The sequence below is a fragment of the Allobosea vaviloviae genome (assembly GCF_001298265.1).
Classification (GTDB): domain Bacteria; phylum Pseudomonadota; class Alphaproteobacteria; order Rhizobiales; family Beijerinckiaceae; genus Allobosea; species Allobosea vaviloviae_B.
Genome location: NZ_LGSZ01000048.1, coordinates 194525 through 219519, shown reverse-complemented (window position 1 = coordinate 219519; position 24995 = coordinate 194525). Strand labels below are relative to the sequence as shown.

Annotated in this window: 21 protein-coding genes; 10 read left to right on the top strand and 11 right to left on the bottom strand. The window is 64.8% G+C overall.

Annotated features, from left to right (window positions below):
* Window positions 1–96: 96 nt before the first annotated feature.
* From AE618_RS17195 to AE618_RS17185, 3 genes are read right to left on the bottom strand one after another with little or no spacing between them, the layout of a single operon-like run.
* Complete coding sequence (locus AE618_RS17195) at window positions 97–960, bottom strand: SDR family oxidoreductase (protein ID WP_054210287.1); 864 nt, start codon at window positions 958–960, stop codon at window positions 97–99.
* On the bottom strand, window positions 957–2096 hold the full coding sequence (gene queG / locus AE618_RS17190) for a tRNA epoxyqueuosine(34) reductase QueG (protein WP_054210286.1): 1140 nt from the start codon (window positions 2094–2096) through the stop codon (window positions 957–959). The genes AE618_RS17195 and queG overlap by 4 nt, the downstream gene beginning before the upstream one ends.
* Window positions 2093–2785 (bottom strand): glutathione S-transferase family protein, encoded by a 693-nt coding sequence (locus tag AE618_RS17185; protein WP_054210285.1) that lies wholly within the window; start codon window positions 2783–2785, stop codon window positions 2093–2095. Before AE618_RS17185 ends, queG begins: the two co-directional genes overlap by 4 nt.
* Window positions 2786–3034: 249 nt before the next feature.
* Between AE618_RS17185 and AE618_RS17180 the strand changes: the two genes are divergently transcribed.
* Complete coding sequence (locus tag AE618_RS17180; RefSeq protein WP_054210284.1) at window positions 3035–3832, top strand: undecaprenyl-diphosphate phosphatase; 798 nt, start codon at window positions 3035–3037, stop codon at window positions 3830–3832.
* Window positions 3833–3866: 34 nt separating this feature from the next.
* Here AE618_RS17180 and AE618_RS17175 read toward each other — a convergent pair whose 3' ends face one another.
* The gene (locus AE618_RS17175) at window positions 3867–5588 is read right to left on the bottom strand and encodes an MFS transporter (protein ID WP_082365355.1); all 1722 of its coding nucleotides are present in this window, start codon (window positions 5586–5588) and stop codon (window positions 3867–3869) included.
* Window positions 5589–5654: 66 nt separating this feature from the next.
* Window positions 5655–6557 (bottom strand): sulfite oxidase heme-binding subunit YedZ, encoded by a 903-nt coding sequence (locus tag AE618_RS17170; RefSeq protein WP_082365354.1) that lies wholly within the window; start codon window positions 6555–6557, stop codon window positions 5655–5657.
* A 141-nt stretch (window positions 6558–6698) separates the two neighbouring features.
* Between AE618_RS17170 and AE618_RS17165 the strand changes: the two genes are divergently transcribed.
* Complete coding sequence (locus tag AE618_RS17165; protein WP_054210283.1) at window positions 6699–7313, top strand: HAD family hydrolase; 615 nt, start codon at window positions 6699–6701, stop codon at window positions 7311–7313.
* A gap of 44 nt (window positions 7314–7357) precedes the next feature.
* Here AE618_RS17165 and AE618_RS17160 read toward each other — a convergent pair whose 3' ends face one another.
* Window positions 7358–8266 carry a sugar phosphate isomerase/epimerase family protein gene (locus AE618_RS17160; RefSeq protein WP_054210282.1) on the bottom strand — a complete coding sequence of 303 codons (909 nt, stop codon included), beginning with the start codon at window positions 8264–8266 and terminating at the stop codon, window positions 7358–7360.
* Between the two features lie 188 nt (window positions 8267–8454).
* On the opposite strand from AE618_RS17160, the gene mgrA reads away from it, so the two are divergent.
* A complete protein-coding gene (gene mgrA / locus AE618_RS17155; protein WP_054210281.1) occupies window positions 8455–9477 on the top strand; it encodes an L-glyceraldehyde 3-phosphate reductase in 1023 nt (340 codons plus the stop codon).
* 17 nt (window positions 9478–9494) lie between these two features.
* Here the strand turns inward: mgrA and AE618_RS17150 are convergent, their stop codons facing one another.
* A complete protein-coding gene (locus tag AE618_RS17150; protein ID WP_054210280.1) occupies window positions 9495–10607 on the bottom strand; it encodes a glycosyltransferase family 2 protein in 1113 nt (370 codons plus the stop codon).
* Window positions 10608–11052: 445 nt separating this feature from the next.
* Between AE618_RS17150 and AE618_RS17145 the strand changes: the two genes are divergently transcribed.
* From AE618_RS17145 to AE618_RS17115, 7 genes are all read left to right on the top strand, one after another.
* Window positions 11053–13023, top strand: coding sequence for a hypothetical protein (locus AE618_RS17145; protein WP_054210279.1), 1971 nt, complete (start codon window positions 11053–11055; stop codon window positions 13021–13023).
* 163 nt (window positions 13024–13186) lie between these two features.
* Entirely contained in the window at window positions 13187–14077 is an 891-nt protein-coding gene (locus AE618_RS17140; protein ID WP_054210278.1) for a sugar nucleotide-binding protein, read from the top strand.
* A gap of 16 nt (window positions 14078–14093) precedes the next feature.
* Window positions 14094–15356: a class I SAM-dependent methyltransferase gene (locus tag AE618_RS17135; protein ID WP_054210277.1), complete on the top strand. Its 1263-nt coding sequence runs from the start codon at window positions 14094–14096 to the stop codon at window positions 15354–15356.
* 42 nt (window positions 15357–15398) lie between these two features.
* The gene (locus AE618_RS17130) at window positions 15399–16079 is read left to right on the top strand and encodes a class I SAM-dependent methyltransferase (RefSeq protein ID WP_054210276.1); all 681 of its coding nucleotides are present in this window, start codon (window positions 15399–15401) and stop codon (window positions 16077–16079) included.
* 114 nt (window positions 16080–16193) lie between these two features.
* Window positions 16194–16724, top strand: a complete 531-nt coding sequence (locus AE618_RS17125) for a WbuC family cupin fold metalloprotein (RefSeq protein ID WP_054210275.1) — start codon at window positions 16194–16196, stop codon at window positions 16722–16724.
* A gap of 81 nt (window positions 16725–16805) precedes the next feature.
* Window positions 16806–18002, top strand: a complete 1197-nt coding sequence (locus AE618_RS17120; RefSeq protein WP_082365351.1) for a methyltransferase domain-containing protein — start codon at window positions 16806–16808, stop codon at window positions 18000–18002.
* Between the two features lie 194 nt (window positions 18003–18196).
* A complete protein-coding gene (locus AE618_RS17115) occupies window positions 18197–19069 on the top strand; it encodes a hypothetical protein (protein WP_054210273.1) in 873 nt (290 codons plus the stop codon).
* 59 nt (window positions 19070–19128) lie between these two features.
* Here the strand turns inward: AE618_RS17115 and AE618_RS27435 are convergent, their stop codons facing one another.
* The 4 genes from AE618_RS27435 to AE618_RS17095 form a co-directional block, all read right to left on the bottom strand.
* Window positions 19129–20640: an ABC transporter ATP-binding protein gene (locus AE618_RS27435; protein ID WP_082365350.1), complete on the bottom strand. Its 1512-nt coding sequence runs from the start codon at window positions 20638–20640 to the stop codon at window positions 19129–19131.
* 13 nt (window positions 20641–20653) lie between these two features.
* Window positions 20654–21499, bottom strand: a complete 846-nt coding sequence (locus AE618_RS17105; protein WP_156330322.1) for an ABC transporter permease — start codon at window positions 21497–21499, stop codon at window positions 20654–20656.
* A gap of 187 nt (window positions 21500–21686) precedes the next feature.
* Complete coding sequence (locus AE618_RS17100; RefSeq protein WP_054210271.1) at window positions 21687–23261, bottom strand: hypothetical protein; 1575 nt, start codon at window positions 23259–23261, stop codon at window positions 21687–21689.
* A complete protein-coding gene (locus tag AE618_RS17095) occupies window positions 23236–24771 on the bottom strand; it encodes an MBOAT family O-acyltransferase (RefSeq protein WP_054210270.1) in 1536 nt (511 codons plus the stop codon). Before AE618_RS17095 ends, AE618_RS17100 begins: the two co-directional genes overlap by 26 nt.
* Window positions 24772–24995: the final 224 nt, after the last annotated feature.

The following is a 24995-nucleotide window of genomic DNA, read 5'->3' as shown; positions in this document are numbered from 1 at the left end:
CCTCGTCATTGCGAGCGCAGCGAAGCAATCCAGGAAGACGTAGAGCGAGCCCTCTGGATTGCTTCGCTGCGCTCGCAATGACGGGTGCGGCGTGCCTTATTCCCCTGACATGGCCAGCGCCCTGAGCGCCTCGCGATAGGTCGGATAGCGGAAGCTGTAGCCGAACTCGCCTTTGACCAGCGCGTTCGAGACACGCTTGTTCTCGCCGTAGAAGCTGGCCGCCATCGGCGAGAGCTTTGCCGGGTCAAAGGGAATCTCCGGCGGAGGTTCGAGCCCGGTGAGGCTGGCGGCGAAGCTCACGACATCCTGCGGCGGGGCCGGCTCGTCATCGGTGACGTTGTAGATCGCGCCCTGGCGCGGGCGTTCAAGCGAGGCCATCAGCACCCCAGTGATGTCGTCGACATGGATGCGGTTGAAGACCTGGCCCGGCTTGACCAGCCGGGTCGCCTTGCCCTGCCGCAGCTTGACGATCGGGTTGCGGCCAGGTCCGTAGATGCCCGACAGCCGGAAGATCTGTACCGCCTTGCCGCTGCGCTCGCCCAGCGCCAGCCAGTCGCGCTCGATGGCGAGCCGCAGCTGCGAGCGAAAGCTCGGCCGTGGCGCTGTCGTCTCGTCGATCCAGGCGCCGTCATGGTCGCCATAGACGCCGATCGTCGAGAGATAGCCGATCCAGCGCAGCTCCGGCGCCACCGCCAGCTCCTTGCTCAGGCAGGCGAGAGCCGGGTCGCCAGCCTCGCCCGGCTGCACCGAGACCAGCACGGCTTCAGCCTCCGCGATGGCCCGGGCGAGAAAGGAGGACACGGCGAAACCGTCGAAGACCAGCGTGCGGATGCCCTCGCGGCTCAGGCGCGCCGCCTTCTCCGCCGAGCGCACGGTGCCGGTGACCTCCCATCCCCGCGCCAGGGCTGCGCGTGCGAAGAAGCCGGCGGAATAGCCGAGGCCGAGGATGACGAGCTTCATGAGGCGCTTTCCGGTTCGGGCGTTAACGCAAGCCATTCGCGGCGGACGTCGATATCGCTTTCCGATGCCAGCGCCGCGGCAGCGAAGGTGCCGGCCTGCACCGGGTCGAGCTTGATCAAAGCCCAGGCCGCCATGGCGCGCACCAGCGGCGAGGGGTCGCAGATGAGCGCGGCGGCGCTGACGGCCAGCTCCGGCCGACCGCTGTTGCCGATCGCGATCAGCACATTGCGGATGAAGCGGTCGCGGCCCGTGCGCTTCACCGGCGTGCCGGAAAACAGCGTGCGGAACGCGGCGTCGTCGAGCCCAGCGAGATCGGCCAAGGGCAGGGCGTCGAGCCCGTCGCGCAGCGCCAGGCGGGTTTCCTGCGCGGCCTCCGCAAACTTGTTCCAGGGGCAGACGGCGAGGCAGTCGTCGCAGCCGAAGACGCGGTTGCCGATGCCGGCGCGTAAGCCTTCATCGATATGGCCGGCATGCTCGATGGTGAGATAGGCGATGCAGCGGCGCGAATCGAGCTGGTAGGGTGCCGGGAAGGCGTCGGTCGGGCAAATGTCGAGGCAGCGCCGGCAGGAGCCGCAATGGTCGGTTTCGGGCGCGTCCGCAGGCAGTTCGGCGGTCGTGTAGATCGCGCCGAGGAAGAGCCACGAGCCGTGCTCGCGCGAGACCAGGACCGTGTGCTTGCCCTGCCAGCCGAGGCCGGCCGCCTGCGCCAGCGGCTTCTCCATCACCGGCGCGGTATCGACAAAGACCTTGACGTCGACCCCGCCCTGCGCCGCCAGGAGCCCGGCCACGCTTTTGAGCTTGCCCTTGATGACGTCGTGATAATCGCGACGGCGCGCATAGAGCGAGATCGCGGCCTTGTCGTTCTGCGAGAGGATGGCGAGCGGGTCGCTGTCGGGCGCATAGCTCATGCCGAGCATCACGACCGATTTCGCCTCGCTCCACAGCCTTTGTGGGTCGGCGCGCTGGTCGCTGCGCTCCTCCATCCAGCCCATCTCGCCATGGTGGCCCTGCGCCAGCCAGGCCGCGAGCCTGGCCGGCGCGTCGGGAATGGCATCGACGGCAGCGACCCGCGCGACGGAGAACCCCTCAGCGACAGCGCGGGCGAGGACCGCCTGCTTGAGGCGGTCGGCCTTCAAAAATCGAGGTTGTCGTAATGGGCGCTCGGCGCCATGCCCGGCATCCGGTCGTTCAGCAGGGGCCGGAAGCTCGGCCGGGATTTGATCCTCGCATACCATGCGCGGGCCGCCTCGTCCTCTTCCCAGGGCACGTCGCCGAGATAGTCGACGCAGGAGAGATGCGCCGCCGCGGCGAGATCGGCATAGCTCAGTTTCGAGCCTGCCAGCCAGTTCCGCTTGGCTGTCAGCCAGGCGATGTAGCGCAGATGATAGCGCACATTGGCGCGCGCGGCGCGGATCGCGCTCATCTCGGGCGGTCCGCCGCCGTCGTCGCGGGCCATGAAGCGCTTCATCACCTTCTCCAGCACGAGCGGGCCGGTGATCTCCTCGTTGAATTTCAGCGAGAACCAGTCGAGCAGCCGGCGAACCTCGACGCGCTCGCCGGGTCCCTCCGGCAACAGCCGGCGCTCGCCAAGGGCCAGCCCGCGCGTTTCGTCGAGATATTCCGCGATCGGGCCGGCGCCGGGAATGGCGAGCCCGTTCTCCTCGCGGAAGACCGGGGTCGTGCCGGCCGGGTTCATCTCGAGGAACTCGCGCCTGCGCTCCCAGACGCGTTCTTCGACCAGCGCGGCCTCGAGGCCGAACTCGCCGAGCACGAGACGGATGAAGCGCGAATGCGGACACAGCGGGTAATGATAAAGGGTCGCCATGGCACTCTTGAAGCAGGCAGGTGCGGCTGAAGCAGGGCCGCAGGATGAAACGCATCCCGATATGCGCTGGGCGCTCGCTATAGAGCCGGCTGGCGAGCCTCACAACCCGGCAGGGCGCATTGGCTGCGATTCCTGCTGAATGGGTTCGGTATTTGGTAACCAATTCGCAAAGGGCTGGGATTATGCAGGCCGGGGGCTTAAGGATGCCGCACTGCACAAAGCCTTGGACCGCACGAGGACACTCCCCCGATGGAAAACTGGATCGAAGCGGCCGTCCTCGGCATTGTCGAAGGCCTGACGGAATTCCTGCCGGTCTCGTCGACCGGGCATCTGCTGCTGCTCGGGCATTTCCTCGGCTTTGAGTCCAACGGCAAATCCTTCGAGGTCCTGGTTCAGCTCGGCGCGATCCTGGCGATCACGCTGGTCTATTTCCGCCGCCTGCTCGATATCGCCCGCAGGATCCCCACAGACCCCGCCGCGCGACGCTTCGTCCTCGGCGTGCTCGTCGCCTTCCTGCCGGCCGCGCTGATCGGCGCGGTGCTGCACGGCTTCATCAAGGGGGTGCTGTTCAACCCCTTCATCGTCTGCTGCGCGCTGATCGCGGGCGGGCTGATCCTGCTCGTGGTCGATGATCTCGAACTCGAGGAGAAATATCAGGACGCCACGACCTTCCCGCTGCCGATGTATTTCAAGATCGGCCTGATCCAGTGCCTGGCGATGATCCCCGGCGTGTCGCGCTCCGGCTCGACCATCGTCGGGGCCATGCTGCTGGGATCGAGCAAGCGCGCCGCGGCGGAATTCTCCTTCTTCCTGGCCATGCCGACCATGGTCGGCGCCTTCGCCTACGATTTGCTCAAGAGCTACAAGACATTGAGCTTCGACGACATGACGCTGATCGTCATCGGCTTCGTCTGCGCCTTCTTCGCGGCGCTGGTCGTGGTGCGCAGCTTCCTCGACTTCGTCTCGAAGCGCGGCTTCGCCGTCTTCGCCTGGTGGCGGATCGTGGTCGGCCTGTTCGGCCTGGCCGGACTCTGGATCGTCGGCTGACCGGTCTTGCGGATGGTGGGCTGACGCCTGGCCGTCAGCCGTTATGGCCCGTCGGCTCCGGCGGGTGCTGATGCTGCATCGGCAGGCCGCGTGGCAGGGTCGCGGTCTCACGCTCGATCATCCGGTGGACCACGGGCGGGTTGGGTCCCTTGTGCAGCGCCCTGACCCGATCACCGATATCGGCGTCGGCCTGCGTCACCCTTTGCGCCTGGCGGACATATTCGACCCAGGTCGGGCTGTCATAGCGCTCGACCCAGAGTTCGGCGTCGGTGAGGTCGCGCAGCAGTGTCCAGTGGCGCGCGCCGTCGCGCCGGCGGATGCGGCGGCGCTCGGCCATGGCCTTGAGAAATTCGACGACGTCCTCCTCGCGGATCAGCCATTCGATCGTGACGATCACCGGGCCGCTGCGCGGCTCGATGTCGACGGCGACCTTGGGCTCGCGCCAGCGGCTCAGCGGATCGAGATTGAGCGCCTCCAGCGGCGGCAATTGGTAGCGCAGGCCGATCGCCGCGCCCATCAGCAGCGCAAAGGCCGACAGCAGCAGCGCCTGCTCGGCTCCCAGATGCAGCGTCGCATAGCCCCAGGCCCAGCTTCCCGCCGCCATCCCGCCGAAGGCCGCCATCTGGTAGATCGCCAGCGCCCGGCCCACGACCCAGCGTGGCGCCGAGAGCTGCACCGTCGCGTTGAAGGTCGAGAGCGTCAGCACCCAGCAGGCCCCCGCGACGGCCAGCGCCGGCATGGTCAGCCACATCGTCGTGCTGACGCCGATGATCGCGGCGGCGGTCGCGTAGGCTGCGAAGGTCGCGCGCACCAGCGACTCGGTCGTCAGCATCCGGCGTAGCCGCGCGCTCATGAAGGCTCCGACGACGGCCCCGGCCCCGAAAGCGCCGAGCATAACGCCGAAGACCAGCGGCCCGCCCTTGACGAGGTCGCGCGCAATCAGCGGCAGCAGGGCCAGCGCGACGATGCCGCCGAAGCCGAACGCGAAGGAACGCAGGATGACGCTGCGGATATTGGGCGACATCGCGATATAGCGAACGCCGGCCCCCATCGCGATCAGCAGCGTCTCGCGCGGCAAGACGCGCTCGACGCGCGGCGGCTGCCAGCGCGCCAGCACGGTGATGAGCGCGATATAGCTGAAGGCGTTGATCACGAAGGCGGCGACCGCCCCGGCTGCGGCGACGATCGCGCCGCCGATGGCGGGGCCGACGCTGCGGGCGATGTTGAAGGCGACGCTGTTGAGCGTCACCGCCGCCGGAACGTCGCGGCGCGGCACCATGTCGCCGACGGAGGATTGCCAGGCCGGGTTGTTGAGCGCGGTTCCGCAGCCGATCAGGAAGGTGAAGCCGAGCAGCAGCCAGGGCGTCATCACGTCGAGCCAGGCCGACAGCGCGAGCAGGATCGAGACCGCCAGCATGAAGCCCTGCGCCGTCAGCATGATGCGGCGGCGGTCGTAATTGTCGGAGATCGCGCCGGCCGCCAGCGAGAACAGCATCACCGGTAGCGTCGTCGAGGCCTGCACGAGCGCGACCATGTCCGGCGAATCGGCGATCGAGGTCATCATCCAGGACGCGCCGACCATCTGGACGAGGCCGCCGAAATTCGAGGCGAGGCTCGCGAACCAGACCGCACGGAAGATCGGCTGACGCAGCGGCAGGAACGGGGAATTGCGTCCGGCGTCCGGTGCGACGCCCTCGGAAGCGAGCTCGGCGTCCGCGATGTCGGCTATCGGTTGGGCATTCGGATCGTCAGGCATGCCATAGGGTTAGAGCCTATGGCAGGACCTGCCAACCGCGATTGCGGCATGGCAGCCGCAAAGCCTTCAGGGCATAGCGCGAGCGGGCGCGCCGGTTTTCACCCTGCGGGCGGGCTTTGCCTTGGGGCGGCGAAACGCACCCGCGAGCGCGGCCGTGAGCCCGGCGAGCGCCACCCAATGACCAGGCCGCACCGAGGCGAGGTCCTGATAGACCACGAAGTCGGCATTGGCCTGAAACACCATCCAGGCGGAGACGCCGGTGGCGAGCGCGTACCAGGCGGTTTCGCACAATGCGGTGGCAAGCCCGGTCGCCAGCGCCGCGGCGATCAGGACGGGTGTCGTCAGCGAGATCTTGAGCTTGTCGAGCCCGCGATAGACCATCAGAAGCGCAAACAGCCCTGTCACCAGCGCGGGCTGGGTGACGTCGATCTTCGACTGCAGAGCGAAATGCAGCAGCCCGAGCATGGTGATGACGTAGATGAGATTGTGCAGGCGCTGCCAGCGTTTGGCGCCCATCCGCCGGATCATGCCGTCGGTCGAGGTCATGCCGAGTGCAACCAGCCCGACCAACGCCGTGATGCCCACAAGCAGGTAGAAGCGCTTGACGATCTCCGAGAGGATCAGCCCCCAGTCGAAGGCGAGATCGATGCAGTAAAGCGCCAGATGGCCGAGCGCATAGGCGAGCACGGAGAGCCCGAGCATGCGGCGGATGCCGATCAGCTTTCCCCAGTCGAGGATGCGCCGCAGCGGCGAGACAGCCAGCGTGACCAGGAGCAGCCGCACGGCCCAGGTGCCGGTGTCGTGGACCGCCTGCGTCCAGGGTTTGGAGCCGAGCTGACCCATCCAGGCATCGACCGCCAGAAGCAGGGCCGGCACGAGGACCAGCGCGAACGCCGCGGCGCGCAGGCCCGAGAAGCGCCCTTGTCGATCTGTCCATGGCAGCCACGAGCTGATCAAGGATGGGCTCATGCCATTCTCCTCATTGCATTCTCCCCGTCGGATACGCGAGAGTTCGCGCATCTGTCTCGCAGGAGCACACACAAGGACGTGAGCGCCTGCAAATCCTGCCCCTGCCACCCGCCTGCCGGATCTCACGACGGGAAACGAGCCATGCCTGCCACGACGCCCACCGTCGTCTTCGATGTCGGCAATGTCCTGATCCGCTGGGACCCGCTGCTGGTCTATCGCGAGTTGATCCCCGATGACGAGAAGCGCGCCTGGTTCATGCGGAATGTCTGCACCGCAGCCTGGAATCTGGAACAGGATCGCGGCCGGAGTTGGGAGGAGGCGGTCGCCATGCTCGTCGCCAGCCATCCGGAATGGGAGAGCCAGATCAGGGCCTATGACGAACGCTGGCACGACGCCGTGCCCGGCATCATCGAGGACAGCGTCGCCGTGTTGGCGGAACTGCGGGAGTGCGGCGAGAAGGTCTACGCGATCACCAATTTCTCGCGCGAGAAATGGGCGGAATGCCTGATCCGCTTCCCTTTCCTGCAAAGCTTCGACGGCGTCGTGGTGTCCGCCCATGAGCGCGTCGTCAAGCCCGATCCGGAGATCTACCAGATCCTGTTCGAGCGCTATGGGCTCGTGGCGGGCGACTGCATTTTCATCGACGACAGCGCCAAGAACGTCGAGACAGCCCGTAAAGTGGGCATGCAGGCCGTTCATTTCGTCGAGCCCATCGACCTGCGGCTGGAGCTGCGAAAGCTGGGCGTCGCGACATAGGGCGTGATGACGCCCTTTTGGGCGTCTGCATCAAATCCAGCGCCTCACGCTCCGATCCGCGCTTCGGCAGCAAGTGCCCGCGTCGCCGCCAGACACTCGTCCACCGCGTACCAGAGCCGTGGATTGAGCTCGATATTGAAGAGAACGCCGTCGGGGAAATTGCAGCGTTCCATCAGCGCCTGCCACGGAATCGCGCCCCAGCCGACCGGCAAATGCAGGTCGCCATGGCCGAAAGCGAGCTTCTCGCTCGCGAAGACCGTCTCGAATGCGTCGGCGAGCCCGAATGAATCATGCATATGCAGATGCTTGGCGAAGGGTGCCAATGCCGCGATCTCGGCGAGATATTCGCCGCCGACATAGCCGAGCCTGAGGAAGGCATGGCTGAAGTCCAGCGTCGCCCAGACATGGGAATGATCGATGGCTTCGATCTCGCGGGCCAGCCGCGAGGGCAGCGAGGCATGTGTCCTGCCCTTGTGGTCGCCGAACATCGTCTCGACGCAGAGCAGCACGCCGCAGTCGCGCGCCACGTCGCCGGCCTTCGACAGCCATTCGCGCTGACGGGCATAGGCGGCTTCGATCACCTCGGCCGGCTGCACCGGCATCACGCCGGAATGCATGACGTAGTGCGCGGCGCCGACTTCGCCGGCGACCTCGAGCGACGCCTTCAGCACCTCGAAATGGCGTGGCAGCCGGGCGGGATCATCGAAGAAGTTGATGACCAGCGGGCCGTGGACGCTGTAGCCGAAGGGCCGGCCGGCGCAGGCGCGCTTCAGCAGGTCGAGATGCGGCCGGCGGATGCGCCCGCCGACGACGAGGTCCATCGCGCAGGTCGGGAGCTCGACGCTGTCGACGCCGAGCCGCTCGACCCGGTCGAGCAGCGCCGGCAGATCGGAGAGATCGCTGGCGGGTTGCCCAGCCGTGATGCCGACACCGCGGACGCCCTTGGGATACATGGCAAGCTCCGGTCGAAACGATCACCTGCGTCGGCTGCAAACGAGCCCGCAGCGCCTGGTCAGCATGATTGAAGCAGGCGCGCAACCGCCATTCCCGAAAGGCGAGGGCGCGCGATGGCTGCTGCGCGCAGCGTTGTGGCAGGCTAGCATCGTCACAGAAACGATATCCGAAATGACGGACCCAACCGATGGCCAGCGAAACCCGCTACGATATGATGACCTATAACCGCTGCGGGCACAGCGGCCTCAAGCTCCCGGCCCTTTCGCTCGGCCTCTGGCACAATTTCGGCGAGACGACCGCGCCGGATGTCGGCCGCCGGATCTGCCGGACCGCCTTCGATCTGGGCATCACCCATTTCGATCTCGCCAACAATTACGGGCCACCGCCGGGCTCAGCCGAGACCGCCTTCGGGGCGATCCTGCGCCAGGATTTCGCCGGCCATCGCGACGAAATGGTGATCTCGACCAAGGCCGGCTACCGGATGTGGCCCGGTCCCTATGGCGAGTGGGGCAGCCGCAAATACCTGCTGTCCAGCCTCGACCAGAGCCTGAAGCGGATGAAGCTCGACTATGTCGACATCTTCTATTCGCACCGCTTCGATCCCGAGACGCCATTGGAAGAGACGATGGGCGCGCTCGATGCGGCAGTGCGCCAGGGCAAGGCGCTCTATGTCGGGCTGTCCTCCTATAATTCGCGGCGGACCCGCGAGGCGGCGGCGATCCTGCGCAGCCTCGGCACGCCCTGTCTGATCCACCAGCCGAGCTATTCGATGATCAACCGCTGGATCGAGGAGGACGGCCTGCTCGACACCCTCGACCAGGAGGGCATCGGCTCGATCGTGTTCTCGCCGCTGGCCCAGGGCATGCTGACCGCGAAATATCTCGGCGGCGTCCCCGAGGGCAGCCGCGCGGCGAGGAAGGCGCCGTCTTTCCGTGATGGCTTCCTCAGCGACGACAATCTCTCGCGCATCGCCGCCCTCAACGAGATCGCGGCCGGTCGCGGCCAGGGCCTCGCCCAGATGGCGATCGCCTGGGTGCTGCGCGGCGGCCGCGTCACCTCGGCCCTGATCGGCGCCAGCCGCCCGGAGCAGGTCGAGGACTGCGTCGCCGCCCTGAAGCGTCCCGACTTCACGGGCGAGGAGCTGGCGCTCATCGACCAGCACGCAGGCGATGGCGGCGTGAACATCTGGGCGGCGTCGGCCGAGCGCTGAGGCGGTCGGCCCGAAGCTCAGGCGGGGCCGTCGTCCAGCCCTGCGCCTCGCCATGACGGGAAGGCCAGGCGCGTGAATTTGGTGGCGGCGAGGCCGATGAAGGAGGTCGGCCGCTCGCGCAGCGTCAACCAGGCCAGCGCGATCAAGCGGCCGATGCGGCCGCCGAGCCGGGCCGCGCCACTCAGGACGGCACGGCCGACCGGGCCTCGCGCGCTCACCTGCGTCAGGATCGCGGCGTTCATCGGTTCAGATCCCGCGGCGATCCGCCCGACGCCGAAGCGCCACCGACGCGCGAACACCGCCGGATACCATGCCGGGAAGGCCGGATCGGCGCTCATATGCTCCAGCGCCGTCGCCAGCATGGCGAGGCTCGCTGCGGGGTCGCCCGCCTGCTGGCGCGACAGGCCCTGCGAACTGATCCGCCAGATCATGCCGAGATGCGGCACGAAACAGCAGCCATGCAGCAGAGCGAGGCGGCGCATCGCATAGGCATCGGCGAAGGCGCCGAAGGTGGCGTCGAACCCGCCATTGGCGGTCATCAGATCGCGGCGCACGACGGCCGTTCCCGTCAGGATCCAGTTGTCGATCCGGCGGAAGCTCTCGGCGACCTCCGCGGGACCGAGCAGGCGCGCCGAATAGGCGGGCCGCACAGGTGGTCGATAGCCGACCGTCCCGGTGTCGAGGTCCTGCACCGCGCCCTCGCAGCATGCGAAGGCCGCCTGTGGATGGGAGGCCAGGATGTCCAGCATCGCGGAAAACAGGCCGGGTCGCGTTACGTCGTCGGCCGCTCCGAAGTAGACGTAGTCGCCGCGCGCCTCATGCAGGCCGCGATTGAGCGCCGCGATCGCCCCGCCATTGGTCTCCAGCGCGATGATCCGCAGGGTCGGATAATCGGCGGCGAGGTCGGCCAGTACTCTCAGGCTGTCGTCGCGCGAGGCGTCGTCGACGACCACGATTTCGTCGGGCGGCGGCATCTGCGCGGCAAGTGCGCGTATCGCCTCTCCGATGACGGCACCATGATTGTAGTTCGGAACGATGGCGCTCAGGCGAAGCGGGCGTTGCGGCTCCGCGATTGGCCGAATCTCCGTGCGCGGGTTATCCGCCTGGCTGTGAAAATCGGGTGTCGTCACGTCTGGCCTCGGCCGCCCGGCCTGGTGGGAAGGGCCTGCTCACGGCAGGCATCGCCGAGCATGGTCCTGTGAAAGCCCAGGTTTGAGGCCCGGGACGGCCCTTGGAAGGCGGAGGCGAGGACATAGCCGCCAATCGCGACCCTGCCAAGGCGTATGGCGGGCCGAGGTGGTCTGCGACTTGCAACCGATCTCCTCGTAAGCTAGGGGCTGGCGGGCCGTCCGTGAAATCCCAAGCTCGGGTTTCGGCGTGGATTGTCGGTGGATCTCCAGCGCGGGCTGCTGGTCCAAAGATCATTCGCACGATGCTGGTGTATTGTCGTTGGAAAATCAAACCGACGGTGCAAATCTCATCTTCGGACGCCGTTGCGTTAGCGGGGACCGAAATTGATACCTGCACGGACGTTGATCGTATCGCCGTCGCAGGGTGTCGCATGCAGGCTGTGATATGACTGACAAGATCAAGATCAAGTTCCTCACGGCCATCTGGGGCGCGCGCTATATCGAAGAGTTCGCGCGGGTCTCGCTGCCCTCCTATCTTGCCCCGGGCAACCTGCCCTCTATGGCGGCACAGACCGAACTTGAAGTCCTGATCCTCACGACCAGCGACAGTCGCGCCAAGTTCGACGAGATGCCGATCTTCGCCAAGCTCGCGCAGCTTTGCACCGTTCGATACATGATGATCGACGATCTCATCACCTCGGGCGTCTACGGCGTCACGCTGACGCTGGCCTATGCGCGCGGCATCCAGGAGAGCGGCGAGGCGCAGACCGAGACGACCTTCGTCTTTATGAATTCGGATTTCGTGCTGGCGGACGGCTCGCTCCAAGGGCTCGTCGACAAGCTGCGCGAGGGCCACCGTTGCGTGATGGCGCCGTCGCTGCGTGCCAGGGCGGAAGTCACCCTTCCCCTCCTGACCGACGCCGTCGACCCGCAGACCGACACGCTGGTCATGGCCCCGCGCGACATGGTCAGGATGACCTTCGACAATCTGCATCCGACGGTCATCGCCAAGACCGCGACGCAGAACTTCGTCACCTGCTCGACTCATAACCAGATCTACTGGCAGGTCGACAGGAACACGCTGCTCGCGCGCTACCACCTGATTTTCATGCTGGCGATCAAGCCCGAAGTGCCGATGCCCGCCGTGAACTCCTATTGCGACTATGGCTTCGTCCCGGAGCTCGTGCCGTCGGGCGAGTTCACCGTCATGGATGACTCGGACAAGTTCTACATGCTCGAACTCCAGCCCTCCTGGCAGGAGAAGCAGTTCGTCCATTGCGGCCGTTCGACGCCGGAGAAGATCGCCTCCGAGCTTTCGGTCTGGACCACGCGCGAGCACCGCCGCTTCGCCGAGGTCGATATCCTCTTCCGTACCGGCGACTTGCCGGCGAATCTCCCCGCCGCCCGCGAGAAGATGGGCGCCTTCGCCGCGGAGGTTCACAAGCGCATGACGCCTCCGGTCACCCATGTCGATCACTTCTACTGGGTCATGGGCCTTCAGGCCTGGCATTCGCTGAGGGAAATGACGAATCCCTTCCATACGCCTGACCCGGGCGAGCTGAACCAGGCGATCGAGATCGACGATCGCCCCGGCGTCCTGCCGGTCGTACGTCCGCCCGTTCGCCTTCGCACGCGCTTCAAGAGCTGGGCGATGCGCAATTATGTCGGGCTGATCGCGAAGGTCAGGGTTCTGGCCGGCTCGAAGCCCCACGTCGCCCGGTGGCACCATTCCTGGCTGGACTGTCGGCTGGTCCTGACCTGGCTGCGCCAGATCGGCGATCACCGGCAGGCGCGCAACCTGCTGGTCGCGGGGGCCGACAGCTGGCTCGGCATGTCCTTGGCTCGCGAAGGGCGGTTCGACGTGGTGTATGGTGTCCAGCAGTTCCTGGATGCTTATCGGGAGCTCGATGCCGAGGGGCGGGCACAAGTGTCAGGCAGCTACGATAACATTCTTCTCCACACGACTCGCTCGGATGTCCGTGGTACAGCAGCGGCTCTGGAGGTCCTCAGGGAATATCTGGCGCACAGTGGAAATATCGCCGTTTACATCGAGCATGTGAATGGCGAGGTCGATCCGAGCAATTTTTCGATCGAACTGGCCCAGTACTCGGAAGAAGTGCTGCCGCCGAGCTGGATCGGCTATGACGTTTCGGCACGTTTTGTCGGTGGCGCCGCCAAGCGCAATCTGCGGCTGATGGAGCGACGGCTGTTTCGCCATCTCACCCCGTCGTCGATCTGGCGTTTGCCGCTGCTCGGCCTTGCCGTCGGCCTTTGGCCTGTCGTCGCGTCGATGACCGCCATCAACAACTTCCGGCATCGCGAGATCGGCGACACCTGCCCCGAATTCTGCAGCAGCGCGCTGATCGCGCTGCGTGAGAACGGTGACATGCCCACCGGCGGCCAAACCTCGCGCTGATGACTGAACGTGCAGGTCTTGGAGCGCTGCGGCGCGCGCGATCTCTCGCCGTCGCACCGCCACAATGCGCCCCCGCATGGAGTTCAATGTTGACAAAACAAGAACCGGCGTGGTTTCGCATCGGCCCACACATGGGCATTGGTCCGATCAGGTTGAGATCAGAATGACAGAGAGTTCGGCGTATTTGGTCGTCGGTGGCGACAGCTTCGTCGGCGGCAGTGTCGTCGAGGCTTTGCGTCGTCGTGGACACAGGGCGCTCGCCAGCACGCGTCGCCGCGAAACGGTCGATGCGGATCGCGTTTTTCTCGATTTCGAGACGCCCGAGGCTTTCCGCGCTCCTCCCGAGGTGAAATACGCCTATCTGATCGCCGCCGCGACCAATTACGACCGCTGCGAGACCGACCCGATGGCGCGTGTCATCAATGTCGATCTGATCCCGCGAACGGTCGCGTCGCTGCTGGAGCAGGGGCTCCACGTCACCTTCATCTCGACGAATTCCGTCTTCGGCGGCGAGCGGCCCTGGCCGCATGAGGATGATCCCCACGCGCCGGGCATCGCCTATGCGCAGCAGAAATCCGATGGCGAGGCCGTGGTTCTGGCGGCCGCCGACAGGCTGGGCGCGCGCGACCGGCTCAACATCACCCGCCTGACCAAGATCATGAATGCGACGGTCTCGCCGGTACCGGGCTGGGTCGCGGCCTGGAAGCGTGGAGAGGCGGTGGAACCTTTCGAGGATCTCGTCTTCGCGCCGATTTCTGTGAATTTCGTCGGCGAGGCGCTGGCGACGCTGGGCGAGAAGCGGCTCTCGGGCAATTTGCATCTCTCTGGCGCCGAGAATGTCAGCTATGTCGCCTTCGCCCATGCCCTGGCCTCACGCCTGGGCGTCGACAAGGCCTTGATCAAGCCGACCACATCGGTCGCCAAGGGTATCCACATCGCCTTCAAGCCGCGCTACAGCGGGCTGGGCATGACCAGGACCACGCAACTGAGCGGCGTCGAGCCGCAGCCGCTGGATCGCCTCATCGACGATCTGGTCGTGGATCTGCGCAGCTGACCGGAGATTTTCGTCCATGAGCGACTTCATCCATCGCGGCTCCTGCCGCCTCTGCGACTCCAAGAATCTCGAGCGCGTCGTCGATCTCGATCCGATCCCGCTGTCGGAGAACTACACCTCCGACTCCGCCTCGGCGAAGGCGCGCAAGCGCTACCCGGTCGACGTCTACATGTGTGCCGATTGCGGCCATGTGCAGCAGCTCGACGTCATCAATTCCAAGGATCTCTGGGCCTCCTACACCTATTATTCGGGTGAGGCGAAGGGCATGCCGGAGCATTTCCAGCAGGTCGCCGACCGCATCCTGACCAAGACATCGCCCGAGAAGGGCGCGCTGGTCATCGACATCGGCAGCAATGACGGCTCGCTCCTGAAGCCGTTCCAGAAGGCCGGCATGAACGTGCTCGGCATCGACCCGGCCGAGGAGGCCGCCCAGCGCGCCAACGACGCCGGCGTCGAGACGATCTGCTCGCTGATGACGCGCGATCTCGCCGAAAAGATCCGCGCCGAGCGCGGGCCGGCGCAGGTCATCTGCGCCTTCAACGTCTTCGCCCATGCCGACGATCTCGGCGAGATGGCTGATTGCGTGCGCATGATGCTGGCGCCCGACGGATTGTTCTTCTTCGAGGCGCAGTACCTGCTCGACATCATCGATGGGGTTTTGATCGCCACCATCTTCCACGAGCATATGAGCCATCATTCGGTGACGCCGCTGGTGCGCTTCCTCGATGCGCATGGGCTCGAACTGATCGCGGTCCAGCGCGCCCGCATCCAGCATGGCTCGCTGATCGGCACGGTGCAGCTGAAGGGCGCCGGCCGGCCGGTCGAGGCCTCCGTCACCGAGGTTCTCGCGCTCGAGGCGCAGCGCAACCTGACCAAGCTCGACACGCTGCGCGAATTCGGCCGCACCATTGCGACGCTCCGCACCAGGACGGCCGCGCTGATCAAGGACTTCAAGGCGCAGGGCAAGACGATCGCAGGCTATGGCGCGGCCCGCAGCGGCCCGACCCTGATCACGCAGCTCGGGCTCGCCGGCGCACTCGACTACATCGTCGACGATCATCCGCAGAAGGTGGGGAAGTACGAGACCGGCGACGGCGTGCATATCGTGCCGACCGCCGAGCTCCTGGCCCGGCAGCCCGACTACACCGTGATCCTGGCCTGGGTGCATTCGCAGAAGATCATCGATACCAATCAGGAATACCTGAAGCGGGGTGGCCATTTCGTGGTCCTCTGCCCGGAAACGCGCGTTGTCGGCAAGGACGGCGACGTCAAGGTCTGACGACAATCGCGCCCCGACGCGGGGCGAAAGGGGTACCACATCATGGATACGCAGAAGACCAAGGAACCGCAGTATCAGGTCATCGTCGAGGCCGCGACCAAGCGCGGCGTCGAGACCTTCGGCCTGCGCAGCAGCGAGAGCTGGCATGAGGATCCCAAGCACCTCGTCTTCCGGCTGGCGCGCTACAAGTTCGTCGCCAAGATGTTCTCGGGCCGCGAGCATGTGCTCGAGGTCGGTTGCGGCGATGCCTTCGGCACCCGTATCGTCCAGGCCGAGGTCGGCAAGCTGACCGGCATCGATTTCGATCCGGTCTTCATCGACGACGTCAACGCCCGCATGGTCGATCGCTGGAAGTTCGACGCCAAGGTCCATGACATGCTCGACGGCCCGGTCCCGGGCGAGTTCGACGGCGTCTATGCGCTCGACGTGCTGGAGCATATCGATCCGGCGCAGGAGAAGCTGTTCCTGAAGAACTCCTTCGCTCCGCTCGGCAAGGACGGCGCCGGCATCATCGGCCTGCCCTCGCTGGAGAGCCAGCCCTACGCTTCGCCGCAATCCAAGGCAGGCCACGTCAACTGCAAGTCCGCGCCTGAGCTGAAGAAGCTGATGCAGGAGTATTTCCACAACGTCTTCGTCTTCAGCATGAACGACGAGGTCGTCCACACCGGCTTCCACAAAATGGCGAACTACGTCTTCGCGATCGGCGCCGGCAAGCGCGATTGAGCGTGATCGGCCTCGCAGCATCGCGCTGCCACGGCCGGCCTGGCGCGATGGCGGCAGGCCGCAACCGGCTCGCAGATGCCTCGGGCCAAGGATCCTGGGGCCAGGGACCAAGCCATGGATGAGCTGCCCGCGCGCCTGCGCATGATCTCGCCGGAGGTTCTGTATTCGGACGGCGGCTTTCTCGCGGTCGACGGCCAGCTCGTCGATCTCCTGAAGGCCCGCGCCCGCGTGGCGCCGCGCCGGCGCTGCCGGCTCTGCTTCCATGCCGACAGCAGCGACGCCCAGCAGGAGATGCTGATCGTCATGCACCGGGATTCCTATGTCCAGCCGCACTGCCATGTCGGCAAGGTCGAGACGCTCTCGATCATCGAAGGCGTGGCGGACGCACTGTTGTTCTCGCCCGATGGCGCGCTGACCGGGACGGTCGCGATGTCGCCGGCAGCCGAAGGCGGCGCGTTCTTCTATCGGATGCCGGAGCGGCAATATCACAGCCTGCGGTTCCGCTCGGAATGGCTCGTCTTCGTCGAAACCACGATCGGCCCGTTCGATCGTTCGACGACGCAGACCGGGACGTGGTCGCCGCCGGAAACGCAACCTGAAGCCGGACACGCCTTCCTGGCAGCCCTCGCCGGGGCGGCCAGTTGAGCAAGCCTGCCTTGGCTTCCCACGCGGCGTGAGTCCGTGTAAGCCCCCGATCTATCTCGTTTGTAACGTCTGGAATCCGTGATGGCCTGTCTGGTTTGTGGCTCAGCATCCGTGGTCGAGCGTCTCGATGTCGGGCGCCATCCCGTCGCGACGTTCTACCTGCAGAGCCAGGACGCGCCGGAGCGGGATTTCCGCCTCGCAGTCGGCCAGTGCGAGAGCTGCGGCACGATCCAGAGCACGCAGATCGTGCCGCATGACGCGCTCATCCCGCCCTATGACTGGCTTTTCGCCCGCGAGCCGGAGGAGCATCTCGACGAGGTCGTCGATCAGATCGCGGCGCTGCCGGGGATTGGCCCGGACAGCGTCATCGGCGCCCTGACCTACAAGGACGACACCACCGTCGAGCGTTTCCGGCGCAAGGGCTTCACCAACACCTGGCGGGTGAAGCTCGATGAGGATCTCGGCGTCGCCAATCCCGCCGCCAATATCGAGACGGTGCAGAAGCTCACCAACCCGGCGCGCATGGCGCAGATCGCGGCCCGTCGCGGCCCCGCCGACGTCCTGATCGTTCGTCACATCACCGAGCATGCTGAGAACCTGATCGAGTTCATCCAGGGCCTGGCCGCGCTGGTTAAGCCCGGCGGGGTGCTGATGCTCGAAGTGCCCGACTGCACCGACAATCTGCGGCTGAAGGACTACTGCATGATCTGGGAGGAGCATTCGCTCTATCTCACGCCCGCGACCTTCGCCGCGCTCAGCTCGATCGGCGGCTTCGAGCCGATCCGCACCGACGTCTATCCGCGTCCCTTCGAGAACTCGCTCGTCCAGCTTTCCCGCAAGACCGGCGCGCCGGGCGACGTCCGGATTTCGCCGCAGATGAAGGCCGAGATCGGCCTGCTCACCGCTTATGCCGACGCCTATGAGCCGGCCAAGCGCGAGCTGCGCGCCAAGCTCGAGCGTGTGCGGGCGGAGAAGGGGCCGATCGCGCTCTTCGGCGCCGGCCATCTCGCCTGTGCCTTCGCCAATTTCATGGATGTCGCCGATCTCATCGACTTCGTCGCCGACGATACGCCTCAGAAGATCGCCAAGTTCCTGCCCGGCGCCCGCCTGCCGATCCTGCCTTCGGCTGCCCTGGTCGAGCGTAACGTGGCCGTCTGCCTGCTGGCGCTGTCGATCAACAACGAGAACGCGGTGATCGCCCGCAACGAGGCCTTCACGCAAGCCGGCGGCGAGTTCCGCTCGATCTTCCGGGCAAGTTCGCGGTCTATCTTCGGCTGATGCCTATGATAGGGAAGGAAGGGGAGCAGCGGCGCATTGCTGAAACGCGCTGCGGCTCTTGGTGGATCTCTTGTTGATGCGTCGACTTGGCTTCGAATCCAAATCGTCCCGCCTGCTTTGAATAGCCAGAAGCCCACGCATGGCACCTGCCTGGCGCGTGTGTCTGTGCAAAATCGATAAACTGGAGAGTTTCAATGGGCATTCGGATGTCGACGCTGCATACGTTCGATGCCCAGGGTCTTTTCGGGTACGGTCGAAAGATCCTTGATTTCGGCAGTTCGAACCTATACGGCGCGCCGGCGTCGGAAATTGCCGATTTTGTGCGCAAGTATAACCCCAAGCCCCGTTCTGACCTTGAAAGCTGGGCGGACTCGCTGGCATTTCGGTCGGGCACGGCAGAGGATGGTCAGGCGAGGAATGAGGCGTTCGTTGGCGAATTGCTCGAAGCCGCCGGCATGATCTACGATGCGATCGACATTGCAGACGGCTACAAGACGACGATCGTCGATCTGAACTCGCGCTCCCTGCCGCGTCGTATGCGGTCGTATTACGATACGGTCATGAACTGTGGCACCAGCGAGCATATCCTCAACCAGTACAATACGTTCAAGGCTGTCCATGATGCTGCCAAAGTCGGCGGAATCATGCTGCACCAGGTGCCCAGCGTCGGCTATACGGATCATTGCTACTTTTGCTATACAAGCCGATTCTTCTGCGATCTTGCCGGTTACAATCATTACGCAATCGAGGATCTTTGGTATGATGGCTCGGTTGAAAATGAAAAGCTTTATGACTCGATCAGGCAATACCAGTCGATCTTCCCGGCCCTGAAGAAGCGGGTCGAGGCGGTCGGCTCCGTCGAGATGGACACCAAGCTCGATGCCATGACGATTCCAACGGTGTCGATCGGTGTCATCTTCCGCAAGCAGACGCGCAAGCCCTTCAGTGGCACGGTCGAAATGAGCACCAGCGTCGGCACCATTTTCTTGGGAAGCCGTGGGCGCGGCTTGTCTCGCTGGATCCGCAGCGACCACGGGCGGCTGATCATCAACCTGCCGTGGTTCTGACGGCGCCGTTGTCGACTGGCGCCCGATGATCGGCCAGTCTTGGCCGAACGAGCGACGCCCTATGCCGGCGACAAAACCTTCGTGCGATCGTCGTGCTGCGGAAGCGCCGTCAGCACGGCCACGGCGCTCGCCCGTGTCTCCGGATGCAGCGGTGCATCGCCCAAAGTCAGGATCTGGCGGAGCCGATCGATCAGGTCCGTGCGCCCCGGATGGAGAGCAAGCGTGCCGGTGATCAGCCGGACCTCGGCATTGAGGTCCGCCTCCAAGCCGAGCGCTGCACGCAGGTCGAAAGAACGCTGAAGCATCCCGACATTGGTGGGATCGATCATGAGGGCGTATCGCAGGCCGAGCTCCTCGATCTCGGCTGGAACGGCCTCGCCTTTGGAGGCCAGCTCCTGCGACAATGCGAAGGCCCGATACATGCCCTCTACGTCACCCGACTGGGCGGCCGCCACGATCCCGGCCGGTTCAGCATAGGTCTCCACCTGCTGCACGCGGCGATTCAGGATCGCTGCGGCGTCCCTTCGGGCCGGCTCATGGCCTTCCAGCGCGCCACTGTCCAGAAGCCCCTTCAGGCGATCGAGGAGATCCTCACGATCGGGGTTCTTCCGGATCGCGGGAATGAGTAGCTCCGCCTCGTCCAACGGACGCAAGGACCGTCCCTGCGCATGCATGAGGCTCAGGAGGCGCATGGTCATGGCCTGGTCGCCTGGGACCAGGCGAAGGGCATATCGGAGTCCCTGGATCTCGAGATCGGCAGGCGGATGCTCCCCCCGCCTCGCCATGTCGCTTGCCAGATCGTAGGCTCGCTCGAGAGCCTGCGCATCATCCGCATCCGCCGCCTCGACAACGGCGCGGCGGTACGTCTCGACGGTGTCCTTGGCGCCGCCGTCGGCGATGATGCGGCCATGCTCCAGCATGATGCAGCGCGTGCAGGTATCGGCGAGCAGCGTTTCGGAATGCGAGGCGAGCACCAGGATCGACGAACTGGCGATCAACTGGTTCATCTTCTCGGACGCCTTGCGTGCGAAATGCGCGTCTCCCGTCGCCAGGCCCTCGTCGAGCAGCAGGATCTCAGGCTCGACCGCCGTGACGATGGAAAAGCCGAGCCGCGTCATCATGCCGGCCGAATAGATCCGCACCGGCAGGTCGATGAAGTCGCCGAGTTCGGCGAAATCGATGATCTCGTCCATCTTCGCGGCGATCTGCCGGCGCGAAAGGCCCAGATGCAGGCCGCAGGTGATGATGTTCTCGCGCCCGGTGCCCTCGGCATTGATGCCGGGCGTCGCGTTGAACAGGGTCGAAATGCTGCCGATGGTGGTGATCCGTCCGCGCGTGGGCGGGTAAGCGCCGGCCAGCAGCCGCAGCATCGTGGTCTTGCCTGCGCCGTTGTGCCCCATGAGGCCCAGCCGGTCGCCATCGCGCAGTTCAAAGGAGATGTCGCGCAGCGCCGTCACGACGCCACGCGAGACGTCGATTTCGCCACCGGTCCGGGAAACGCCGCCCTTGTGAGAGCGGGACAACGAGATCGGCAGCTCGACCCAGGCGTTTTCGAGTGTCAGGCGGGCCATCGGCAGGCGTCCTTCAATACCAGTAGGCCATACGGTCGCGGTAGAGACCATAGGACCAGAACGTCACGAGCAAGCCGACGACAAGCGTGCCCAGCACCCAGAACCAGCTCACGGGATCGGGCACGATCCCGAGCAGCGGATCGCGCACGATCCGCACCATGTGGTAGAATGGGTTGAGATCGGCGGCGATGCCGAGGTTTGGACCCAGCATGTCCTTGGGCCAGAACACCGGCGTCACGAACATCATGATCTGCATGCCGCTGGCGATGGCGGGGCCGAGGTCGCGCCGACGCAGGCACAGCATGCCCGAAAGCAGGCTCATCCAGACGCCGTTGGCGATGGCCAGGATCAGACCGGGGATGGCGAGCAGCACCGTCCAGCCCGGCGAATGCAGCGTGCCGACCATGATCAGGATGTAGAGAACGAAATGGTGCCCGAAGAGCAGCAGTGACTTCCAGACATGGGCGAATGCGAAGGCCACATAGGGAAACCGCATCGACAGCGCGGTCGACTGGCCCGCGATGATGATCGACGTTCCGTCGGTGATGAAGGAGGCGATCAGCCCCCAGACGATGATGCCCGTGCCGACGAAGCGGAAATACTGGCCGGGATCCTGATGCAGGATCGTGCTCCAGATCACGCCCATCGTGATGATGAAGGCGGCGATCCCGAGCGTGTGCCAGAACGGCCCCAGACGTGTGCGCCGGAAGCGCCAGATCACGTCGATCCAGCCTGCGTGCAGCCAGACGGGCGCCAGCCGCAACGCTTCGGACACGTCCTCAGTCACGACGGCGAGCGGCCCGCCGGGAATGGGGGAAATGGACGGCCGGACATCGACCTTCGAACGGGGATTGATCATGAGGCCGAGCTTATAGGAGGCGCCGCAGGAGAAGTCATGTGTGATCTGTAGGCCGGAAATGAGGCTGCGATCGGCGGATGACGCGAAATCGAGGCCGAGGTGGCCCGGTTCGCCCCCGGGCGGGGCCGCTCGCACGACGATGCCCGCCAATAGCGGCGCTCGCCGTTTTCCGTCCGTCACGCGGTGATTACGGGGAGACCAACTCCATCCGGTCGATCTGGAGCTGCGGTCCGGTTGCAGCGGGGTCGAGGGCGTTGGTCTGCCACGTGGTCGCTCCCCGTGTCGACAGCGTCAGTTCAAGCCAGCCGCCGAAGCGCTGTGTCGCTTCGGATGGGAGCGAAAACCGCAGGATCAGCTTCCCATCGTCCTGGATGTCGGGCAGGCGCGTTGCTGCCGACCCATAGATGCCGATTGCGATATCGCGCAGCACGGCGTCGTCCGGCGCGTTGAGCACGCTGATACGAAGCTCCTGCTGGGCTTGGGGATTGACGCGGGCATAGGCCAGCGCCTCGTAGCGGCCGGCCCTGAGCCGACGGAATGTTGTCCCGGCGGCTTTCTCCGCTGCATCGAACCCATAGAGGGTCGGCGAAGCCCCCATGTCGAGCACGACACGATCGGGGCTGCGATAGGGAGTCTGGCGAGCGTTGGGAGGTGGGAGATCCTTGTCGAGCCCCGCGAGAAACCGCCCCACACGATGTGAGCTCTCTGCGGAGTAGGGGGTCGCAATATGCGAGAAGACGGAAAACTTGCTGTCGGGCCAGTAGGAGATATCCAGGATCGAAACATCCTGATGCTGGGCGCCATAATCTTTCAGCGCTCTGCTGATGCCGTCCATGTCGAAGCCGACTTTGAACGCGTCGCTGCGGAACGATTCCGGGACAGGATTGGTTGCGACGACAAGACGCGCGCCATGTTTTCGGGCGAGGGCGAGATAATCGTCGAGAACCATCTCCAGCGTGGTGCGATATGAAAGCTTGGACCAGTCGAAAGCACGAGGAACATTCGCAAATGTTCCATTGGCGCGTTGAATTCGCACAATCTCTTCGTCGGTATAGCCTGACAGGCCGGGTGAGGCTGCCTGGAAGAGCCGCGCGACCGTGTCATCTGCGGTGTCTGTTTCGCGTGCCCAACCACCACTGGGTGCGATGATGTCGCGCAGCATGAAATACCCGGAATTGGCGATCAGAGGCCTGCCGACCTGATTGAGCTTGCCATTGATGTAGTAGAGGCGGTCGGTCACGTCTCGCCTTAAGCCAAGAGACGGGGTGTGAAACAATTGATGAAATGGACTGACCAGTTCGCGCTGCAGGTCGGGGCCCATCAGATCGCGCCCATTGATAAGCGTCTTGGGGAAGGCGCCCCCACCAGGCGTGAAATAAAGAACGAGCACCTTGACGGTGCCACTGCGCTCCATGGCCCGGCGCGCCATGGCGTAGAAACCAGAATAGCCGAGATTGGATGCCACGCTGAGATTGAGGTAGCTGCGTCCGCCAAGATACGATTCGACGATGGGCGATTGCACACCGTGCATGCCGGAACTGTCGCCGACCTGAATGATGTCGGGATGCGCATCGTCGAAGGCCAGGAGTTTCTCATGGACGAAGGCGCGTTGCAGCATCTCCGGCTTGGCAAATGACAGTTCGAGCAGGTTGGTGCGGAGAGCGTCGGGACGGGGTGCGAAAAAGCCGATCGCAGCCTCGATCGCGACGAAGCCCGCGACGGCCAGGCCGACCCAGCTAAAATGCGAAATAGATGAATTCACTGGCCTGCCTCCGGGCAAAGAAGATGATCCCGTAAAGGAAGATGAGCGCGAGAACGGCGCGGGTGACCGTGTTCATCCGCAGGAACAGGTCGGGGAACTCGACATTGTGTCGCCGGCCGAGATAGTCGAGCACGAAGACGGGCCCGGCGAACAGGACGAGGCCCCATCCAAAGACATAAAGATACCAGTTCTGTTGGGTCAGCCCTGCCAGAAGCCCTGGAATGAACGTCGCCCACGCACCAAACCCCGCATTCGGCCCGGGAATGTACTGCGCGTATTTGGTGAGGATGTCTGGAATGATCGTCGGGGTGGCGATGATCGATGACCAGATCGGCCCGATCTGCTCCGGCGTGGCACGGAAGAAGATCCAGCCGATGCAGACCAGATGGAAGAAGATGATGGCGGCCAGAGCCTTTCCGGCGAAGCCGAAGCGGGCCAGCCAGCGGTCGATGGGCACGACTCGGTAGAGGATCAGCAGCAGGCCGTGCCAGGCTCCCCACAGGATGAACAGGATGCCGGCGCCGTGCCAGAGGCCGCCGAGCAGCATCGTCAGCATCAGGTTGCGCATCACAAGCCAGGACGGGCCGCGATTGCCGCCGAGCGGGATGTAGAGATAGTCGCGCAGCCAGGTTGAGAGCGAGATGTGCCAGCGCTGCCAGAACTCTGATGGCCCTGTCGCGAAATAGGGTGTCAGGAAGTTGCGCATCAACTCGACATTGAGCAGCTTGGCCGAGCCGCGCGCGATGGTCGAATAGGCAGCGAAGTCGCAATAGATCTGGATCGCGAAGCCGTAGGCGAAGATCAGCCCCAGCCCCGGCGGCAGAGGGGTCTTGGCTCCCGGCCCCATCAGCTGGATCACCATTTCGACCAGCCCGCCGGCATTGTCGGCGAAGACCGTCTTCTGGAACAGGCCGAACAGGATCATGAAGATGGCGAGAGAGACATTCTGCGCGCTCGGCAGCGGGCGGGAGCGGGCGAGTTGCGGCAGCAGATCGCGCGCCCGCATGATCGGGCCGGCCACCAGATGCGGGAAGAACGTGACGAACGAGATGTAGTCGACCACGTTCCGGTAGGGATGGAACTCCTTCCGGTAGATGTCGATCGTGTAGCTCATTGACTGGAAGGTGTAGAACGAGATCGCCGGCGGCAGGACGATCAGGATCACCGGCACGGCCACGCCCAGCGGCGCCAGAACGCCCGAAAGCGATGTGGTCAGCCAGGTCGTGTATTTGAAGACGGCGAGCAGTGCGAGGTTGGCCACGACGCTGAGGATGACCATCCTCTTGGCCCAGGTCCGGCTTTTCGTGTCATGGACCTTCTGGCCGACCCAGTAGTCGAGCAGCGCGGTCGCAAACAGTGGCAGGAGGTACCAGAGTTCCGCCGACGCATAGAAATACAGGCTGACCACGGCAACGAACAGGTTGCCATAGGCCGTTGTTCTCAGAAGAGCCCAGCCGGCCACGACGAACGGCAGGAAGATGAAGACGTAGTTGAGGGAATTAAAATGCATTGGACATGAAGGCGCGCTCCGGGGGGCAATGCTCGTCTTCTGGAGCTCGCCTATGGCTGTGAACTATGGAAGGTTGAAGCGGTTCCCACCGTCTGAACGGGTGAAAAGCCGCCTTGCCTTCGCCGCCCCCTCATGCCCCCCGGCCAGAGCGGCTTGAAGAAAACCACGCCGCCATCCGACCAGACCTTGATCGATCTACGAATGGCGGCGCGTCTCAAGCTTGT

What these genes read in the sequence shown, in the direction of transcription:
- AE618_RS17130 (WP_054210276.1), top strand. Translation starts at nt 15,399, where the DNA reads ATGGATACGCAGAAGACCAAGGAACCGCAGTATCAGGTCATCGTCGAG.
- AE618_RS17165 (WP_054210283.1), top strand. Translation starts at nt 6,699, where the DNA reads ATGCCTGCCACGACGCCCACCGTCGTCTTCGATGTCGGCAATGTCCTG.
- AE618_RS17170 (WP_082365354.1), bottom strand. Translation starts at nt 6,557, where the DNA reads ATGAGCCCATCCTTGATCAGCTCGTGGCTGCCATGGACAGATCGACAA.
- AE618_RS27435 (WP_082365350.1), bottom strand. Translation starts at nt 20,640, where the DNA reads ATGGCCCGCCTGACACTCGAAAACGCCTGGGTCGAGCTGCCGATCTCG.
- mgrA (WP_054210281.1), top strand. Translation starts at nt 8,455, where the DNA reads ATGGCCAGCGAAACCCGCTACGATATGATGACCTATAACCGCTGCGGG.
- AE618_RS17140 (WP_054210278.1), top strand. Translation starts at nt 13,187, where the DNA reads ATGACAGAGAGTTCGGCGTATTTGGTCGTCGGTGGCGACAGCTTCGTC.
- AE618_RS17195 (WP_054210287.1), bottom strand. Translation starts at nt 960, where the DNA reads ATGAAGCTCGTCATCCTCGGCCTCGGCTATTCCGCCGGCTTCTTCGCA.
- AE618_RS17120 (WP_082365351.1), top strand. Translation starts at nt 16,806, where the DNA reads ATGGCCTGTCTGGTTTGTGGCTCAGCATCCGTGGTCGAGCGTCTCGAT.
- AE618_RS17095 (WP_054210270.1), bottom strand. Translation starts at nt 24,771, where the DNA reads ATGCATTTTAATTCCCTCAACTACGTCTTCATCTTCCTGCCGTTCGTC.
- AE618_RS17145 (WP_054210279.1), top strand. Translation starts at nt 11,053, where the DNA reads ATGACTGACAAGATCAAGATCAAGTTCCTCACGGCCATCTGGGGCGCG.
- AE618_RS17185 (WP_054210285.1), bottom strand. Translation starts at nt 2,785, where the DNA reads ATGGCGACCCTTTATCATTACCCGCTGTGTCCGCATTCGCGCTTCATC.
- AE618_RS17175 (WP_082365355.1), bottom strand. Translation starts at nt 5,588, where the DNA reads ATGCCTGACGATCCGAATGCCCAACCGATAGCCGACATCGCGGACGCC.
- AE618_RS17160 (WP_054210282.1), bottom strand. Translation starts at nt 8,266, where the DNA reads ATGTATCCCAAGGGCGTCCGCGGTGTCGGCATCACGGCTGGGCAACCC.
- AE618_RS17125 (WP_054210275.1), top strand. Translation starts at nt 16,194, where the DNA reads ATGGATGAGCTGCCCGCGCGCCTGCGCATGATCTCGCCGGAGGTTCTG.
- AE618_RS17180 (WP_054210284.1), top strand. Translation starts at nt 3,035, where the DNA reads ATGGAAAACTGGATCGAAGCGGCCGTCCTCGGCATTGTCGAAGGCCTG.
- AE618_RS17105 (WP_156330322.1), bottom strand. Translation starts at nt 21,499, where the DNA reads ATGATCAATCCCCGTTCGAAGGTCGATGTCCGGCCGTCCATTTCCCCC.
- AE618_RS17135 (WP_054210277.1), top strand. Translation starts at nt 14,094, where the DNA reads ATGAGCGACTTCATCCATCGCGGCTCCTGCCGCCTCTGCGACTCCAAG.
- AE618_RS17115 (WP_054210273.1), top strand. Translation starts at nt 18,197, where the DNA reads ATGGGCATTCGGATGTCGACGCTGCATACGTTCGATGCCCAGGGTCTT.